The organism is Amycolatopsis sp. TRM77291, from assembly GCF_054166285.1.
Genome location: NZ_JBSZHF010000001.1, coordinates 6,166,284 through 6,182,733, shown reverse-complemented (window position 1 = coordinate 6,182,733; position 16,450 = coordinate 6,166,284). Strand labels below are relative to the sequence as shown.

17 protein-coding genes and 2 pseudogenes are annotated in these 16,450 nt (G+C 67.4%); 11 read left to right on the top strand and 8 right to left on the bottom strand.

Translation table 11 applies throughout. From position 1 onward, the window contains the following. The coding region (locus tag ACXIZN_RS28410) for a sigma-70 family RNA polymerase sigma factor (protein WP_457958052.1) at window positions 1-1,031 on the bottom strand (1,031 nt) is incomplete at its 3' end. Between the two features lie 257 nt (window positions 1,032-1,288). On the opposite strand from ACXIZN_RS28410, the gene ACXIZN_RS28405 reads away from it, so the two are divergent. The 10 genes from ACXIZN_RS28405 to ACXIZN_RS28360 all read left to right on the top strand — a co-directional run bounded on the left by ACXIZN_RS28405 (window position 1,289) and on the right by ACXIZN_RS28360 (window position 9,051). Beyond that, window positions 1,289-2,161 (top strand): GGDEF domain-containing protein, encoded by an 873-nt coding sequence (locus ACXIZN_RS28405; protein ID WP_340684519.1) that lies wholly within the window; start codon window positions 1,289-1,291, stop codon window positions 2,159-2,161. A gap of 82 nt (window positions 2,162-2,243) precedes the next feature. Continuing rightward, on the top strand, window positions 2,244-3,596 hold the full coding sequence (locus tag ACXIZN_RS28400) for a glycosyltransferase 87 family protein (protein ID WP_457958050.1): 1,353 nt from the start codon (window positions 2,244-2,246) through the stop codon (window positions 3,594-3,596). Further along, a complete protein-coding gene (locus ACXIZN_RS28395) occupies window positions 3,571-4,776 on the top strand; it encodes a glycosyltransferase 87 family protein (RefSeq protein WP_457958048.1) in 1,206 nt (401 codons plus the stop codon). The genes ACXIZN_RS28400 and ACXIZN_RS28395 overlap by 26 nt, the downstream gene beginning before the upstream one ends. A gap of 13 nt (window positions 4,777-4,789) precedes the next feature. Beyond that, complete coding sequence (locus ACXIZN_RS28390) at window positions 4,790-5,974, top strand: 5-(carboxyamino)imidazole ribonucleotide synthase (RefSeq protein ID WP_457958046.1); 1,185 nt, start codon at window positions 4,790-4,792, stop codon at window positions 5,972-5,974. Window positions 5,975-5,987: 13 nt separating this feature from the next. Beyond that, window positions 5,988-6,485, top strand: a complete 498-nt coding sequence (purE, locus tag ACXIZN_RS28385; protein WP_410656335.1) for a 5-(carboxyamino)imidazole ribonucleotide mutase — start codon at window positions 5,988-5,990, stop codon at window positions 6,483-6,485. Between the two features lie 138 nt (window positions 6,486-6,623). Beyond that, window positions 6,624-7,085 carry a YbaB/EbfC family nucleoid-associated protein gene (locus ACXIZN_RS28380; RefSeq protein WP_457958045.1) on the top strand — a complete coding sequence of 154 codons (462 nt, stop codon included), beginning with the start codon at window positions 6,624-6,626 and terminating at the stop codon, window positions 7,083-7,085. Further along, window positions 7,082-7,390, top strand: coding sequence for a YbaB/EbfC family nucleoid-associated protein (locus tag ACXIZN_RS28375; protein WP_457958043.1), 309 nt, complete (start codon window positions 7,082-7,084; stop codon window positions 7,388-7,390). The genes ACXIZN_RS28380 and ACXIZN_RS28375 overlap by 4 nt, the downstream gene beginning before the upstream one ends. Next, window positions 7,387-7,743: a hypothetical protein gene (locus ACXIZN_RS28370; RefSeq protein ID WP_457958041.1), complete on the top strand. Its 357-nt coding sequence runs from the start codon at window positions 7,387-7,389 to the stop codon at window positions 7,741-7,743. The genes ACXIZN_RS28375 and ACXIZN_RS28370 overlap by 4 nt, the downstream gene beginning before the upstream one ends. Next, window positions 7,740-8,447 (top strand): WXG100 family type VII secretion target, encoded by a 708-nt coding sequence (locus ACXIZN_RS28365; protein ID WP_457958039.1) that lies wholly within the window; start codon window positions 7,740-7,742, stop codon window positions 8,445-8,447. Before ACXIZN_RS28370 ends, ACXIZN_RS28365 begins: the two co-directional genes overlap by 4 nt. Before the next feature lie 10 nt (window positions 8,448-8,457). Continuing rightward, the gene (locus tag ACXIZN_RS28360; RefSeq protein WP_457958037.1) at window positions 8,458-9,051 is read left to right on the top strand and encodes a DUF3558 domain-containing protein; all 594 of its coding nucleotides are present in this window, start codon (window positions 8,458-8,460) and stop codon (window positions 9,049-9,051) included. Between the two features lie 72 nt (window positions 9,052-9,123). Here ACXIZN_RS28360 and ACXIZN_RS28355 read toward each other — a convergent pair whose 3' ends face one another. Continuing rightward, window positions 9,124-10,773: a class I adenylate-forming enzyme family protein gene (locus ACXIZN_RS28355; protein ID WP_457958035.1), complete on the bottom strand. Its 1,650-nt coding sequence runs from the start codon at window positions 10,771-10,773 to the stop codon at window positions 9,124-9,126. 105 nt (window positions 10,774-10,878) lie between these two features. On the opposite strand from ACXIZN_RS28355, the gene ACXIZN_RS28350 reads away from it, so the two are divergent. Further along, complete coding sequence (locus tag ACXIZN_RS28350; protein WP_457958033.1) at window positions 10,879-12,051, top strand: acyl-CoA dehydrogenase family protein; 1,173 nt, start codon at window positions 10,879-10,881, stop codon at window positions 12,049-12,051. Window positions 12,052-12,095: 44 nt separating this feature from the next. Here ACXIZN_RS28350 and ACXIZN_RS28345 read toward each other — a convergent pair whose 3' ends face one another. The 6 genes and pseudogenes from ACXIZN_RS28345 to ACXIZN_RS28320 all read right to left on the bottom strand — a co-directional run. After that, on the bottom strand, window positions 12,096-13,346 hold the full coding sequence (locus ACXIZN_RS28345; protein ID WP_457958031.1) for a tyrosine-type recombinase/integrase: 1,251 nt from the start codon (window positions 13,344-13,346) through the stop codon (window positions 12,096-12,098). Continuing rightward, window positions 13,346-13,537: a helix-turn-helix transcriptional regulator gene (locus tag ACXIZN_RS28340; protein WP_125789909.1), complete on the bottom strand. Its 192-nt coding sequence runs from the start codon at window positions 13,535-13,537 to the stop codon at window positions 13,346-13,348. Before ACXIZN_RS28340 ends, ACXIZN_RS28345 begins: the two co-directional genes overlap by 1 nt. Before the next feature lie 10 nt (window positions 13,538-13,547). Next, complete coding sequence (locus ACXIZN_RS28335; RefSeq protein WP_457958029.1) at window positions 13,548-15,158, bottom strand: replication initiator; 1,611 nt, start codon at window positions 15,156-15,158, stop codon at window positions 13,548-13,550. Continuing rightward, on the bottom strand, window positions 15,158-15,544 hold the full coding sequence (locus tag ACXIZN_RS28330; RefSeq protein ID WP_457960618.1) for a hypothetical protein: 387 nt from the start codon (window positions 15,542-15,544) through the stop codon (window positions 15,158-15,160). The genes ACXIZN_RS28335 and ACXIZN_RS28330 overlap by 1 nt, the downstream gene beginning before the upstream one ends. Beyond that, window positions 15,541-15,798: pseudogene (locus ACXIZN_RS28325) on the bottom strand (cell division protein FtsK); the annotation flags it as partial. The gene ACXIZN_RS28330 and the pseudogene ACXIZN_RS28325, both read right to left, overlap by 4 nt. Further along, window positions 15,788-16,288, bottom strand: a pseudogene (locus ACXIZN_RS28320) (helix-turn-helix domain-containing protein); the annotation flags it as partial. The pseudogenes ACXIZN_RS28320 and ACXIZN_RS28325, both read right to left, overlap by 11 nt. Window positions 16,289-16,450 lie beyond the last annotated feature (162 nt).

Sequence of the window (16,450 nt, the reverse complement as noted above, 5' to 3'; positions counted from 1 at the left end):
GCGGGCGCCGCGGCGGGCGCCGCGACCGCAGCCGCGGCCGGGATCTCCTGCGTGCCGCCACCGGCGGCGAGCGCCACCGCGACGGCGGCGACGATGGCCGCGCTCGATCCGGCCACTCCGGCGAATTGGCGCGGTCCGGCCGCGGCCGCGCCGGCGGCGCCGCCCGAACTCGAACCCGCCGCGGCGGCCGTCGCGGCCGCGGTGACCGCGCCCGCCTTGCCCGCCCCGGTCGTCGCCAGGTAACCGAGGGCCGCGCCACCGAGCACGATCGGCGCGATGATCCCGCGCAGACCGGTGTTGACGTCGGCAAGTTCCGCGGCCAGCGCGCGGCATTTCTCGCATTCGTCCAGGTGGTTCTCCACCTGGGTCCGTTCGCGTTTGGACAACCCGTCGCGGGTCCAGGCGCCGAGCTTGTCCGCGCTCGCGCGGCAGCGTTCGGCGGAGTTCTCGGCCAGGTGGACCTGCAGATAGGCCTGCCGCAGCCCTTCACGGGCGCGGTAGGCGAGCGCGGAGACACCGTTCGCGGTCAGGCCCAGCAGCGGAGCGACCTCGGCGGGCGTCTGCCCCTCGATCTCGGTGTGCCACAGCACCGCCTGCCACCGCTCGGGCAGCCTGGCGAACGCCTTCGCGGCGAGCGTGCGCTCGAGCCCGGCGACGGCGGTGTCGGAGAACGGGACGGTCAGCGCTTCGCCGACGGCACCGCCGACGTCGGACATGTCCTCGTTCAGGTCGACGCGTTTGTCCTTGCGCGTCTTGTCGTAGGCGGTGTGCCGGAGCGCGGTCAGCAGGTACGCGCGGAACGCGGCGTCGGGGCCTTTGCCGACGCGCAGCGTGTCCAGCACCTTCGCGAAGGCTTCCGAAACGAGGTCGTCGGCCTCGGAACTCGAGCGGGCGAGCTGACGGGCGAGGTTGTGCGCCGCGCCGGCGTGGCGCTCGTAAAGGGTTCCGTAAGACGCGATCTTCCCGTCACGCACCTCGGCGATCAGCTCGGCGTCACTCTTACCGGAGAGATCGGCGGGAACGGTGGACACGGGGCTCCTTCATCTGCTGGTTCGGCGGGTCTACTGTCTTAAACGCCCGAACACGCTCAGTGTGACGGACAGGGCGACGCACGTCACCTCGCGGCCCCTCCGATGACCCGGAGAGCGCAACACCTTCACCCGCCCTGGGTTACCGAAGAGTTCGGAAAGATCCTTGGAAAACGCCGTCACGCCCGGCGTGGAGCGGCGTCCCCACCGTGAAGCGATCGCAAGATCGAAAAGATCGGAACGGAAAGGGGCGGTGGGCAGTGGACGTACCGGCCACCGGTGCGCCGTCCGGGGGATCCGATGGGCAAGCCGCCTGGAACCGGTTCGAACGAGATCGCACGCTCCGCGCACTGCGGGCCCGCTGGCGGACGGCCAGTCTGGCCGCGGGCTGGCGTTTCCCGAGTGACTGGGGCCTCCCCGAGGTGGACGCCGTCTGCGCGGCGGTGATCAAGAACGGCCGGGTCGCGCCCGCCGAAGTGGCGGAGACCGCCCTCGCGGGGCTGGGCCGGGCACGGGCCGCCGCGGGAGCGGGGCTCGCCGAAACGCTCGCGGACCTCGCGGCGTTGCACGCCGTGCTCGCCGACCCGGACGCCGTGGACGGATTCCTCGCGCCGGACGTCGACTCCACACCGTCCCGGTTGCTGAGGGTGACGGCGCTCGCCTGGGCGGACGTCGCGACCGATCAGCTGGTGAACACCGAGGTCACCGAACCCCTCACCGGGCTGCCCACCGCCGCTTACCTGAGGACCCGGCTGAGTGAGCTGTACCGCCAGGCCCGCCGCGACGAGCGGCCGGTCGCGGAGGCGCACACGCTGCTCGTGGTCTCGATGGACTTCAGCTCGGTCGCGGGCTGGCCCCGGCTGACCGGGATGATCCTGGTCGCGGACGCGCTCAAGCAGGTGTTCGACGGCGGGGAGAGCGTCGCGTCGATCGGGCCGTCGGTCGCGGGCGCCCTCGTGCCGAAGGACGTGCGGCTCGCTTCGTCCGGCGTCGCGCTGCGAAGGGCGCTCAACGAGCGGCTTTCCGTGGACGCCCAGTTGCGGGACACCGGCCGTCCGCAGATTTCGGCGGTCCGGCTCCCGGCGACCTACGAGCTGGCGTGCGATCTCCTCGGCACGCTCGCGCGCTCCTGACGCGGGGGTAGCGTAAGACGTTCTCCAGGTCACGGCCGACCCTGTCGACCAGGGACGACCCGGTTCATGATTTCCTGTTCGCGTGACCCGGACTGTTCCCGCCGACGCCAACGGCGACGTTTCGGCGAGCCGCCCGCAGCATCGTCTGTCGCTGCGGAAGTCGCTCGCCCGCTTGTCCGTCCGGCCGAGATCGATCCTGATCCTGTCGGTGATCCCGCTGGTCGCGATCGGTTTCGGTATCTGGGGCTGGCAGCACGAGTGGGTGCTGGGCGTGGACAGCGCGGTCTACCGCGCCGGCGCCGAGACGCTGCTGAACGGCGACCCGCTGTACGACGCCGACACCCTTCCGGTTGAACCGTGGTGGGCGCTGCTGCCGTTCACCTACCCACCGACCGCCGCGCTGCTGTTCATCCCGCTCGCGCTGGTCCCCACCCAGGTCGCCTGGGGTCTGCTGACCGCGGTCTCGCTGCTCGCGATGGCGCTGTGCGTCCGGATCGCCATCGGCGCGCTGCCGAAGCCGTCGACCGACGGCCCCCGCTGGTGGGCCTCACCGGCCCGGTCCACGATCGCGTTCTTCCTGGTGTTCCTCGGCCTCGAGCCGGTCTGGCGCACGATCTTCCTCGGCCAGATCAACCTGATCCTGATGGCGCTGGTGATGCTCGACATCCTGGTCATCGGAGCCCGCGGCAGCCGATGGGGCGGCGTGCTGGTCGGCGTCGCGGCCGCGGTCAAGCTCACCCCGATCGTCTTCCTGGGGCACCTGTTCATCACCGGCCGCCGGATGGACGCGGTCCGCGGGCTCGTCACGTTCGTCGTGATGCAGGGGCTGATGTTCCTGATCATTCCGCACGACACGGTGCGGTACTGGACCTACACGCTGTTCAACACCGGCCGTATCGGCCCGGTGCACTGGGCGGGCAACCAGTCACTGAACGGACTGATGAACCGGTTCACCGAGCTCGCGCCGTGGGCGTCGAAGGCGGCGCTGGGGATCGGTGCCTTACTCGCGATCCCGGCGATCTGGCTGGTGCTGCGTTTCCACCGCAAGGGCCAGCCGCTCGCGGCGATGCTGGTGACGGCGTTCTGGATCCTGCTGGTTTCGCCGATCTCCTGGACCCATCACTGGGTGTGGGTGGTCCCGCTGGTCGTCCTGCTGGTCTCGCGGCTGCCGAAGACCACGCCCGCCACCGCGTGGAAACGCTGGCTCGGCACCTTCGCGGTGTTCTTCGTCTTCATCAGCTGTGTGCTGCTGATCCTGCCGAACGGCCGCAACGTCGAGCTGCACTGGAAGGTGTGGCAGAACATCCTCGGCAGCGCGTACATCTTCATGCCGCTCGTGCTGGCTGCAGCGCTGGCCGGGCGCTGGTGGTACCTGCGCCGGAAGCGGGGCACCGCGGATACCGAAAAGCATGCTGAAGTCGCGTCCGGCGGCTGAGGCCCGGCTCGTCGGGATCACGCTGGCGGGTGCGCTCGCTCTGGCGATGCTCGCGCTGGGCGTCGTCGCGTGGCTCGGCGAATGGCACCTCGGCGCGGACAGTGCCGTCTACCGCGCCGGCGCGCTCACGCTGCTGAAGGGTGAACCGCTCTACACCCGCGAGGCGCTGACGACGCTGCCTCCGTGGGTGCTGCTGCCGTTCACCTACACCCCGGCCGCGGCGCCGCTGTTCCTGCCGCTCGCGATCGTCCCCGCCGGGCTGACCTGGGGTGTGGTCGGAGCGCTCTCCGTGGTCTGCCTGAGCGTCGTGATCTCCGTGGTCGCCCGCGCCTGCGGCGCCCCGATCACCCGGTGGTGGGTGCTGCCGCTGGCCACGGCGGGCGCGCTGGCGCTGGAGCCGGTGTGGAAGACGATCTTCCTCGGGCAGATCAATCTCATCCTGATGGCGCTGATCGTCCTCGACGTCCTCGTGCTTTCGGCGCGCGGTTCGCGCTGGGCCGGGGTGCTGATCGGGATCTCGGCGGCGATCAAGCTGACCCCGCTGATCTTCGTGCCGCATCTGCTGTTCACCGGCCGCTGGAAGGACGCGCTGCGGGCGCTCGGCACGTTCGTCGCGCTCGAAGCGGTGATGTTCGCGGTGATCCCCGGTGACGCCGTCCGGTTCTGGACCGAGTCGGCGACCGACCCCAGCCGGGTCGGCTCCGTGCACTGGATCTTCAACCAGTCACTCAACGGACTGGTGAACCGCGCCTCGGAACTCGCGTCGTGGTCACTGGCGGTCGCCATCGCGATCGCCGCCGTCCTGGCCGTCCCCGCCGTCTGGCTGGTCGTGCGCCTGCACCGCCGCGGCGACCCGGTCGGCGCGCTGCTGGTGACCGCCTTCTACGGGCTGCTGCTCTCGCCGGTGTCGTGGTCACACCACTGGGTGTGGGCGGTGCCGCTGCTCGTCCTGCTCGTCATCCGCCGATCGTGGGTGCCCGCCGCGGGTGTCGCGGTGCTGTTCGCGAGCGGCTTGATCATGTTCGTGCCCAACGGCGGGGAGACCGAGTTCGGCTGGGGGCTGGGCTGGTCGCTGCTCGGGAACGTCTACGTCCTCACGGCTGCGACCGCCATCACAGGCCTGGCGGTGCGGGAGCTGCGACGCGGGTCCGCCCAGGTCGTGGCGGTGGCGGCCAAGTAATCTGCACCCTGTTATGGACAAACGAACCGGTCTTCCGATCGTGGGCATGGTGGGCGGCGGACAGCTGGCCAGGATGACCCACCAGGCGGCGATCTCCCTCGGCCAGTCCCTGCGCGTGCTGGCCGCCGGGGAGAACGAATCCGCCGGCCTCGTCGCGGGCGAGGTCGTGCACGGGCACCACACCGACCTCGAAGCGCTGCGTTCGTTCGCCGCCGGGGTCGACGTGCTGACGTTCGACCACGAACACGTTCCCGGCGAGCATCTGCTGACGCTCGCGATGGAAGGCGTCACCATCCGGCCCGACCCGGCCGCGTTGTCGATGGCGCAGAACAAGCTCGTCATGCGCGAGATGATGGCCGGGCTCGAGATCCCCGGCCCCGCCTTCGCCGAAGTGTCCTCTGTGGACGACGTGATCACCTTCGGCGACAAGCACTCCTGGCCGGTGGTGCTCAAGGCGGCGCAGGGCGGCTACGACGGCCGCGGTGTCTGGATGCTCGACACCGCGCAGCACGCCCGCGAAACCGTCCCCGAACTGCTCGACGCCGGAACCCCCTTGCTGGTCGAGGAAAAGGTCGTCATGCGGCGCGAACTGTCCGCGCTCGTGGCCCGGTCGCCGTTCGGGCAGGGCGCGGCGTGGCCGGTGGTGGAGACCGTGCAGTCCGGCGGGATCAACACCGAGGTGCTCGCCCCGGCGCCGGGGCTGAGCCGCGAGCGCACGCAGGAGGCGCAGGACCTGGCGCTGCGGATCGCCGCGACGCTGAACGTGACCGGCCTGCTCGCCGTCGAGCTGTTCGAGACCGACGAAGGCCTGCTGGTCAACGAACTCGCCATGCGCCCGCACAACTCGGGCCACTGGACCCAGGACGGCTCGAAGACCTCGCAGTTCGAGCAGCACCTGCGTGCCGTGCTCGACTACCCGCTCGGCGTGACCGACCTGATCGCCCCCGCCTGTGTGATGGCGAACGTCCTCGGCGCGCCCGAGGCCCCGGCGATGGGCCCGGACGAGCGGCTGCACCACCTGTTCGCGCGGTACCCGGACGTCCGCGTCCACCTGTACGGCAAAGGCGAGCGTCCCGGCCGCAAACTCGGCCACGTCAACCTCGTCGGCGACCGCATGGAAGAGCTGCGCGACCGCGCGCTGCTCGCCGCGCACTGGCTTTCCCACGCCGTCTGGCTCGACGGCTACGAGATCCACTAGGGAGTTACTGAGTATGTCGCCGCAGGTTGGCCTGATCATGGGCAGCGATTCGGACTGGCCGACGATGGAAGCGGCCGGGCAGGCGCTGGCCGAGTTCGGTGTCGAATACGAGGTCGGGGTCTACTCGGCGCACCGCACTCCGCAGCGGATGCTCGACTACGCGACTTCGGCCGCTTCGCGCGGTGTGCGCGTGATCATCGCGGGCGCCGGCGGTGCCGCGCACCTGCCGGGCATGGTCGCGTCGGCGACGGTGCTGCCGGTGATCGGTGTGCCGGTGCCGCTGAAGTATCTCGACGGTATGGACTCGCTGCTCTCGATCGTGCAAATGCCCGCGGGCGTCCCGGTCGCGACGGTTTCGGTCGGCGGAGCGCGCAACGCCGGCCTGCTCGCGGTGCGCATTCTCGCCGCTTCCGATGAGGGTCTGCAGGCGAAGATGGCGCGATTCCAGGCGGATCTGGAGCAGCTGGTGCTCGACAAGGACGCCGCTTTGCGCAAACGCGTCGAAGGCTGAATTTCCTCCGTTTCCTCCGATTCCTTGGAACCTGCTTGCAGGCGTAGGCCGTCACAGTAAGGTGTCAGGCGGGCACTACCGGTCAGAACCGTCCGGTGGTGGAGGAGGGAGCACGATGCTTTGCTTTGTGATGCCGTCATGACGGCGCCGCAGGATCCGCGAGTGTTTCGCGATCAGGTGCGGGCCATGGAAGCGCGGCTCTCTGGAACCGTGCACATCGGACGGTCCACGGATCAGGCGGTTGCCGCGACGGTGACCGGACGCGGCGTACTCGTCGATCTGCGGATCTCGGAAAACGCACTGGACCGTGCACACCCTCAGTTGCTGGGAGCCAGCATCGTGCAGGCCGTCCAGGTCGCACGTGGCATCGCGCACTCGGCCGCGGTCCCAGAGTTGGCGACGGTGATCGGGAAAGAACCGGCTATGCCGCCTACGTCCGATCGGGGAGCAGGGAGTTCGGCTAGGCCATCACCGGTGGAGACCGCCACTCGCGGTCGGAGAGAGCGCGCGCCACGGGACGAAGTGCCCGACGAAGAGAGCTACGACCAAGTCGACTTCCTCTCCGACGAGGACTTCGACGACCGGGGTGGTCACCGGTGAACACCCACGACAGGCTGTACCACCTGGCCAAGGAAATCGATACGAGAGTCACCGCGATCGAGCATGCCGCGAGCAGTGGTCGTGCGGCGATCTTGACTTGGAGCATTCCCGCTGGACTCGGCACGGTCACAGTGGACGGAATGGGCTCGTTGAGATCGGTCGACCTGAACCCCGATGCCGTGGAAACGCAGACGGAGGCGAGTCTCGCCCGGCACATCCTTCGTGCGATCAATGAGGCGGAACGCGCAGCGCGCGCGAGGAGTGACGCGATGGTCAAGGAAGCAGAGAAGGGAGGCCTTTGGTGAGCGGCCCGTTCGAGCCACTCGGCTCCAATGGCTCCGGCTACGAGGTGTATCCGGAAGCCCTTCGAAGGGCGACCGAGGACGTCTTTCATGCCGCCGGGAGTATCCGTGATTTCGCGAATGTCGACATAGAAGGACTTCGCCTCAATGTTCATGATGTCGGCATGCTGGGGGAAGAGGCCGGAATCATCGAAGCCTTCAACGGGATGATCGCCGAGTTGCAGGCAAAGAGCACCCGTGGCTTCGATCGCTTGCTCAAGCTGGGGGACGCCATGGACAAGGCCGCCGACTTCTACGACGCGCAGGACGAGGAGTACTACAAGCGCCTCCGCGACCTCGAGAAAGACGAGGGATGACCGTGAGTCAGTTGCCGGCGTACCCGCTCGCCGCAGATCAGAAAATTCGTGATTTCGCCGGACTTCCGTTTATCGGTCGTCCTGACGTGTTCCGCATGCTCGATGATATCCGGACGCGTCTCCTCGGTAACGCCGTCGGGATTCAAGAGATCGCGTTCCGGTTCGCGAGCAATTCTGCGATACAAGGCGCACACGATGACATCGGCGGTGCGGTGCAGGCATTGGCGGGCACCTGGACCGGCCGGGCGGCCGACCAGTTCGTCGCGCATGCTGCGAACGTGACCAATGCGCTCAAGTCGGAACAGGAGGCGGTAGCAAGCATTTCCGGAGTGATGGCGGGCATCGCGAACGAGGTGATCAAAACCTATGGAACGGCGATCACCTTCCTCGGTGAATGCGCCGGAGAGCTTGCCAAGATTGATTTGAAGGCTTTGGTGGCAGCTCTGACCTCTGCTATTCCTGGGGTGAACCTGCTTACCTTTGCTGACGTCATAGACTCGATTATCGAGGCGCTCGGTGAGCTTGTTAAAAAGATCAGCTCATTGTTCGACGAGGCACTCAAGACCATCGGTGCTTTCAAGGCTGGAGCTATCAGCCTTATGCAGATTCAGACGAATTTCGTCGAGGTTCCCGACCTCCGCGAAGGTTCCGGAATGGATGAGCACAAGCAATGGAAGGTCGAGCCGGATGCTGTCCCGGAATAACTTCAGGTTCATGGCCGTCGCCGTACTCGCGGCGGCCGTGCTCGTGGGCGGGTGCGGTCCTGGCAAGCCCGAACCGTTGCTCAAGGAACGGCCGACGCCGGCCAGGGCGGGAGGCGCGATCCCGGTTACGCCGGTCGAGCAGCCCGTTGATCTTGCGTCTTTTCGAGCAGACCCTTGTAGTTCGTTGAAACGTGAGGATATCGCCGCGCTGATCATAGATCCGCCGGATCGAGTCAAGCCCAGCCGGGCGGATTCACCTTTGACGGGGTGTGCGTGGGTCATCCGGGACGCGCCGCAGTTGCGTGTGCAGATCCCGGCAGTGAACGAAAAAAGCCTTGCCGGACTGACTGCGCTCAGTGCCGGCAATCAGGGCACATACTCCGGGTGGAGGGAATTGTCGATCGAAGGTTTGCCCGCGGCGCAGTACCATTTGCTCGGCGACATAAAGTCGTGCGCGATGGTGGTCGGTGTGACGGACGATACGGCTCTCGAGTTCGACTACATGTATCCCGATGGGGTTGATTCGCAGTATTGGGGCACCGATCGGTGTGCGGGTGTGCTGAAGGCCGCGGAACTGGTGATCGGCAACCTTCGCGGCCGCTGATACGCATTTCGTCCTCTGGATGCGGTAGTTCGCCATCGAACCACCGCATCCAGAGGACGAAATGCGGGAGGATCAGTCGGCGAGTTGCTTCCGCAGCTCTCGTTTGAGCACCTTCCCGGCGGCAGAGACCGGGATCTGGTCGACGAAATGGATCGCCCGCAGCCGTTTGTACGGCAGGACGCGGGCGCCGACGGCCTCCAGGAGTTGCTCGGCGGTGACGTTCTCGTCGCTGCGCACCACGAACGCGACCGGCAGCTCACCGACCTCGGTGTCCGGTTTGCCGACGACGGCCGCCGCGGAGACGCCGGGCAGGGTGATCAGCAGCTCTTCGAGCTTGCGCGGGAAGACGTTGTATCCCTTGTACAGCAGCATGTCCTTCTTGCGATCCACAATGGACAAATAGCCGTCCTCGTCGAGGATGCCGATGTCGCCGGTGTGCAGCCAGCCGTCGACGAGCGCGGCCGCGTTCTCCTCGGGGCGGTTGCGGTAGCCGGTCATCACCTGCGGGCCGCGCAGGCATACCTCGCCGCTTTCCCCGGCGGGCAAAGGATCTTCGCCGCCTTCGGCCGGGACGATCTTGATCTCGGTGTCGGGCAGCGGAAGGCCGACCGAACCCACCTTCCGGGTGGCGGAGCGATACGACGGCGCGATGACGGCGCCCATGGTGACCTCGGTGAGGCCGTAGCCCTCGGTGATGATCACTCCGGGGAAGCGTTTCTGCAGGGCGCGGATCATCTCGTGGTTCATCGGCGCCGCGCCGGAACCGATGGTCAGTACCGAAGACAGGTCGGCTGTGTGAAACTCGGGGCAGGCGAGCAATGCGGCGAACAACGCCGGCGCCCCGCCGATCGTGGTGACCCGCAGCAGTTCGGCGTCGGCCACGTACGCGGCCGGGTCGAAGCGGTCGTGCAGGACGACGGTGCCGCCGTCGAGCAGCGGGACGTTGAGCGCGGCGATGGTGCCCATCGCGTGGAACCACGGCGTCAGGTTGAGGGCGACGCCGGTGCCGATCCGGGACGGCCATTCCTCCGGGCCGCCGAGCTGCTCGACGATCACCTCGCCTGAAGCGTCTACGGCGGGCACCGCGCCCAGCCGCCAGCAGGAACTCTGGAGGCTGTTGACCACGACATTCCGGTGCGGCAGGCACACGCCCTTCGAGCGTCCGGTGGTGCCGCCGGTGTACGCCAGATGGGCGAGATCGCGGTAGATGTCGATCTCGACGTCCGGTCGCTCGTCCGAGTGAGCGGAGTAGAACTCCGTGAACTCGACCTCTCCCGGTGCCAAGGCCTCGGGCGGGTGAACGACGATGCTCAGCCGGACCGACGTCCGGTCACGGACCGAAGCGAGCACGCGGGCGACGGGGCCGACGGTGACGGCGGCGACCGCCCCGGCGTCGGCCAGCTGGAAGGCGAGGTCGTCGGGCGGGAGCAGCGGATTCGCCGGGCTGAAGGTGGCCCCGGCGAGCAGCGTCCCGTAGTACGCGACCGGGTACGCCAGGCAGTTCGGCAAATGGAGCGCGACGACGTCGCCGCTGCCGATGCCCTCGGCACGCAGGGCGTTCGCGAAGCGGCAGGCCGCGCTGTACGTCTCGGCGAAGGTGAGGCTCTTGTCTCCGTGGGCGAAGGCCGTGCGGGCGCCCCAGCGAGCGGCGGCGCCTGCCAGCACCGAGCCGACCGGGACCTCGGGATAGTCGAGCGACCGGGGGAACGGGGTGAGCTCCATCACTCGAACGTACGGACTTTGCGGTCAAAGACACAAGCGCTCGCGATGTCGCACGATGTGAACGAGCGCTAACATCGGTCAAACTCCCAAACGCGGTTAGAAGAGGTGACGAAGGTGTCTGACGGCCCGGGTCTGTACCAGCTTGCCGAAGAGCACGAGGAGCTGCGGGCCGCGGTGCGTGCCCTCGCGGAGAAGGAGATCGAGCCCTACGCGGCCGAGGTCGACGAGGACGAGCGTTACCCGATCGAGGCGTACAACGCGCTGGTCAAGTCGGGTTTCAACGCCGTCCACATCGGTGAGGCCTACGACGGCCAGGGCGCGGACGCCATCGGCGCCTGCATCGTCATCGAAGAGGTCGCGCGCGTCGACGCGTCGGCTTCGCTCATCCCGGCGGTCAACAAGCTGGGCACCCAGCCGATCATCCTTTCGGCGTCGGAAGACCTCAAGAAGCTCGTCCTGCCGTCGATCGCCTCTGGTGAGACTTCGGCGTCGTACGCGCTCTCGGAGCGCGAAGCCGGCTCGGACACCGCGTCGATGCGCACCCGCGCGAAGCTCGACGGTGACCACTGGGTGCTCAACGGCACCAAGTGCTGGATCACCAACGCGGGTGAATCGTCCTGGTACACCGTGATGGCGGTGACCGACCCCAACGCCGAGAAGAAGGCCAACGGCATCTCGGCGTTCGTCGTGCACAAGGACGACCCCGGCTTCACCGTCGGCTCGAAGGAGCGCAAGCTCGGCATCAAGGGCTCGCCGACCCGCGAGATCCACTTCGAGAACTGCACCATCCCGGCCGACCGCATCATCGGCGAGCCCGGCACCGGCCTGAAGACCGCGCTGCGCACCCTCGACCACACCCGCCCGACCATCGGCGCGCAGGCGCTGGGCATCGCGCAGGGCGCGCTCGACGCGTCGATCGCGTACGTCAAGGAGCGCAAGCAGTTCGGCAAGTCGATCTCGGAGTTCCAGGGCGTCCAGTTCATGCTGGCCGACATGGGTATCAAGATCGAGGCCGCCCGGAACCTCGTCTACGCCTCCGCCGCGGCGACCGAGCGTGGCGACAAGCGCGGCGGCTACATGGCCGCGGCCGCGAAGGCGTACGCGTCGGACATCGCGATGTCGGTGACGACGGACGCCGTGCAGCTCTTCGGTGGCGCGGGCTACACGCGCGACTTCCCGGTGGAGCGCATGATGCGCGACGCGAAGATCACCCAGATCTACGAAGGCACCAACCAGATCCAGCGCATGGTCATGGCGCGTGCCCTGCTCAAGGGCTGATTTGATCTTGATCCGGTAGTTCGGGCGGCGCTGGCTGCTCATGATCAGGCCGCCTCCAGGCCGTCATGGGCACCAGGCCGCCCGAACACCGCGTCGATCGCCTGTCGAGCCCGCTCGTGGCTCGACGGGACGAGGTGCGTGTACGTCCGCAGGGTGAACCCGGCATCGGAGTGGCCGAGGTATTCGGCGAGTTCCTTGATCGACACGGCGCGAGACAGCAGCGTCGAGGCGAAAAAGTGCCGTAGCGCGTGCATGCCGTCCGCCCGGCCACGGTAGGCGATCTCAGCCGCCCTGAACGCGCCTTGCCACATGACCTTGGTGAACAGGTCTCCGGTGTAGAGCCGCCCCTCTTCCCCCGTCATCAAGAGTCGGACCGTCACAGGTTCGCCGTCCGGCTTCCGCCAGGGGAGCGTGACCGCGACCGACGGGAACCGGTCCTCGTGGTCGTCGATCTCGGCGAGCATGGCGGGGGAGAGCGGTACGGTCCGCGTCTTCCCGCCCTTGGGTGGCGCGAACATCATCACGCCCTTGACGGTCTTGATCTGCCGCTGAACGTGGACGGTCATCGCGTCCCGGTCGATGTCGTCCGGAGAGAACCCAAGGATCTCTCCTTGCCGCAGGCCCAGCCCGGAGCCCAGCGGCACGGCGATTCGGAACCGCTCGGCGAGCCCTTTTCGCACCTTGTGCACTCGCTCTTCCGGCCACACGACTACCGGCGGGCTTTCGCCAACAGGTCGTCGAACCGTCTTGGCATGACAGGGGTTCTCTCGAATCAGCCTGTCGTCGACCGCTGAGTCCAGCACGCCGGCCACGATGGTGAACAGGACGACCTGATAGTTCGAGGAGAGCCCCCGTTCGTCCATGTCACCCACCCAGTCGCGGATGGTGGACGGCTTGATCTGGCTGAACTTCAGGTGCCCGAACGTCGGGTAGATCTGGCTTTCCAGACGGCTACGCAGAATCTCGCGGGTGGCCGGGTCGGGTGAGGTGGCCTTGAGCCAGTTCTCACCCTGCTTGCGGAAGACCTTCGATGACGCCCGCGGATCGATGTACTTGTCTTCGCGCTTGTCGGCCTCCACGCCGATGAGGAAGTTCTCGGCGCGCTTCTTTTGCTTGTCCGGGAACGACTTCGAGCGCTCTTCGTTGTCGGGGTCGAGGTAGCGGACCTTGTACCGCATGCCGATGCCGTACAGCTCGGTCTTTTCGAGCACGGGCTTGCCCCGCCCGTTGAGGATGACCTTTCCGGTCTCCTTGTCACGGGCGGGGCGATACCAGCGGTCTTGGATGTGTCCCATCAGGCCGCCGCCTCGTCTGTACTCCAGGCGCGGACCTTGGTCGGGTCGTAACGGAGGTGACGGCCGATCTTCCGTACCGGCGGCCCCTCCCCGAGCCACTTCCACTGGTAGAGCGTCTTGACCGGTACCCCGAGGTAGGCCGAGACGTCTTCGACCGACCACAACCGGTCCACATTGCTCACGTTGTCCATGTCGTCCCCCTCAGGCTGCTAGTGGAGTTGCCGAAAGATCCTGTGCGGCTAGTAGCGCTCTGTCGTATTCGGCTTTCCAGGTGATCCGTTCGGAGATGGCGTGCATCACCAGGTGGTCCCGAGGTGGCACAGACGGGTCACCCGAGTCGACCTTGCGCCACACCAGCCGTGCCGGGTCCGGTGCCGGTTTCTCGATTCCGACCGCCGCCAGGGCCTCCAGAACGAAGGCCTTCCGGTCCGCCTTGTGGTCGACGAGCGTCTTCCCCGACCACTTGCGCGACACCAGCACCCGGCGCCCCGGCAGGCCGAGCGTGGTCCGTCGATGCGCCCGTCCCTTGCAGTGCCCCGGCGTGGTCTTTCCGTTGGCGCCCTTGGGATTGATCCCGTAGAGCAGCCACACGGCACACCGAGGTGAGCAGGGCGTCACCGACAGTTCCGCGTGCAAGCGGTCGTGGTGGTCCTTCTGCCGCGCGTTGTCGGCTTCGACCACTTCACCTGTCGACTTGGTGAGGTACTTCGTGAGGTAGCCGATATGCCGCCCGGCTTCTTCCGTCCCGCCGAGGATGCCCTTGGAGTGGACCTGTCGGCCGAAGGTGACCACGTGCGCCGGGTCTTCCACGGCCTCTACCACGTCGTCCCAGTCGGTCAGCGGCTCTCGCGTGTCGGGGTCGACGAACACCCTGCGGTCGCCGTCCCAGAGCGGCATCCGGTCGACATAGACGACCTGGTCATGGTTGGGCCACCAGACCTGGTGATAGGTCGCCTCGGTGACTTGGCGGATCACGTCATGCGGCACCGATCCCCGGATAGCCGCGTGCAGGTGCGGGGCTGCCCGTCGTTGGGGTTCGACGGTGGCGAAGTACTGCGCGTCCCAGCCCACGACCCGCCGGAGGTTCTGCCACCACCTGTCCACCAGGGCGGAGAAGTGGACCGCGTCCCGTGCCGCCCGCCGGTAGTCGTAAGTCGACGGATCGACCGGGGCACCATCGGAGCGGACTGGGCCGTAGGTGTCGCAGGTGAGCGTGACGAACATCGACGGCCGGAACCTGCCCGCGTACTCCCGGCCCACGGTGGTCTTGGCGACCTTGCGTCGAGGCAGGTTCGGCGCGTCCTGCCGCCGCTTGGTCGAGCGCTTCACCGCCTTCTTCGTGGGCAGGTCGACCGAGGGGAGACGGCCGCGCATCCCGAGTTGCCGAAGTTCCTCGTCGACTCCCTGGATCTCCTCCCGCAGCTCCTCGGCTTCGGCCTGGTTGGTCTCTTGCCGGTAAGCGGCGACGAGATCAGCCCGGAACGCCAACAGTTCCGTCTGGACCTCGGAAGGTGGCTCCGGGGCGAAGTCCGGTTCGGTCTCCATGTGCCAGCCCTCGCGGCACTGAACCTGTCGCAGCGCCTTCGCCTTGCGAGCACACGGCAGGCACACCGATTCCACGGTCGAGCCACACGGGACGGGGACGTACCGGAGTTCTCCGGTGTCGGTGTCGCCCACCTCCATCGTGAACGGCCGGACACAGACCCCGTGCTTCTCAGCGGTCGCCTTCACCACGTCCGAGGCGAGAGGTTCGCGCATCCGGACGGCCCGGGTTTTGGCCGGCATGGTCACCGCGGATTCCTGGGTGCTCATCAGGCGGCCACCTCCCCAGGGCTGTTCCACTGCCGCAGCACGAACACCGGCATCTCCTGCCGCATCCCCGCAGGCAGATCCGGGAACGTGGCCTCGTCGAACCAGACACCGCCGTAGACCACAACCGGGATGCCGCACGGGGTACGGCCGCTGAGTTCCAGGTGCACCGACCCGCCGCTTTCAGGACGCCACAGCGACGCCGTCACGTCCTCCAGGGAGTCAGCCCAGGCGAGCAGGCCACGCGCGACGTCCTCAAGCCGACGAGAGTCGAGTTGCACCGTGATCGGATCAGGTCCCACCCCGACCCGGACCGAAGCGGCCGGAGGCAGGGCGAATGAGTCGAGGTGGTCGCGGATCGCGTCGAGGAAGACCATCAGCCGGTTCATGCCGCCCTCCCCTCGGAGAGTCCAACTACGTGAGAGCCACAGTTGGTCACGTAGTTCTCCAGCGCCTTGATCTCCTCGTCGGCGACCCATCCGGCCCGGACGCGTAGGGGTTCGCGGACGCCTTCGCCCCAGACGTAGCCGACCCCGGCTTCGGAATCGCCGATGCGGTTCGCCCACGCGCCCCGTTCGTACGCGCCGTCGCCGAGGACCATCCCGACATGCGTCTTCGAGGTCACCCGCNGCCGACACCGCCGCACAGGCTCGCCGGTAGGCGGCGTCATCGGCCGAGGCGGACTCCATGCCCTGACTGGTCTTGATCAGGCCCGGCAGCGCGGCGACGACGCGGCCGAGGTCGCCCTTCTGATAGCTGGACCAGGCACCTTCCACGAGGTGAGCCACCGGTGCCGGGTCGATGTACTCCGGCGACATGGCCGAGGAGAACAGGGTGCGGGACAGCCGCCGGGGAGCCATGAGCGCGTCTCGGATGGCTGGGACGTCGTCGTTCTTGTCCTCGTCCTCCATGAGCACGGGTTCGCCGAGGAGGTCTCCCAGCGTCACCCGCAGGCCCCGCGCGACGTCGGCCAGCACATCTAGGCGGCGGATCTCGCGTTCACCGCGTTCGATCTTGCTCAGCCAGTCCTCAGTGCGGCCCACCAGATCAGCAAGAACCGCCTGCGACAGACCACGCCGCCGGTAGAACGCAATACGCTCCCCGATGCTGAGCTGATCACCCGCACCACGCATAGGACCAGGTTAACAGGCGATCCTGCCTTGTCCCGTCCTGCGCGGCTATGATTAGCGAAAAGAATCGCTTCAGTTCTGCTTTCGTCCTCAGATGAAAGTATATTTACATACGCGAATATAAACCTTGCGCCCGGGCCCCTGACTTCTTCGGTGTGGGTTGGA

Excerpts from the sequence above, each read along its gene's own strand:
- ACXIZN_RS28330 (WP_457960618.1), bottom strand. The coding sequence starts at position 15,544 with ATGAACCGGCTGATGGTCTTCCTCGACGCGATCCGCGACCACCTCGAC.
- ACXIZN_RS28395 (WP_457958048.1), top strand. The coding sequence starts at position 3,571 with ATGCTGAAGTCGCGTCCGGCGGCTGAGGCCCGGCTCGTCGGGATCACG.
- ACXIZN_RS28355 (WP_457958035.1), bottom strand. The coding sequence starts at position 10,773 with ATGGAGCTCACCCCGTTCCCCCGGTCGCTCGACTATCCCGAGGTCCCG.
- ACXIZN_RS28340 (WP_125789909.1), bottom strand. The coding sequence starts at position 13,537 with ATGGACAACGTGAGCAATGTGGACCGGTTGTGGTCGGTCGAAGACGTC.
- purE (WP_410656335.1), top strand. The coding sequence starts at position 5,988 with ATGTCGCCGCAGGTTGGCCTGATCATGGGCAGCGATTCGGACTGGCCG.
- ACXIZN_RS28380 (WP_457958045.1), top strand. The coding sequence starts at position 6,624 with ATGACGGCGCCGCAGGATCCGCGAGTGTTTCGCGATCAGGTGCGGGCC.
- ACXIZN_RS28345 (WP_457958031.1), bottom strand. The coding sequence starts at position 13,346 with ATGGGACACATCCAAGACCGCTGGTATCGCCCCGCCCGTGACAAGGAG.
- ACXIZN_RS28360 (WP_457958037.1), top strand. The coding sequence starts at position 8,458 with ATGGCCGTCGCCGTACTCGCGGCGGCCGTGCTCGTGGGCGGGTGCGGT.
- ACXIZN_RS28390 (WP_457958046.1), top strand. The coding sequence starts at position 4,790 with ATGGACAAACGAACCGGTCTTCCGATCGTGGGCATGGTGGGCGGCGGA.
- ACXIZN_RS28335 (WP_457958029.1), bottom strand. The coding sequence starts at position 15,158 with ATGAGCACCCAGGAATCCGCGGTGACCATGCCGGCCAAAACCCGGGCC.
- ACXIZN_RS28365 (WP_457958039.1), top strand. The coding sequence starts at position 7,740 with ATGACCGTGAGTCAGTTGCCGGCGTACCCGCTCGCCGCAGATCAGAAA.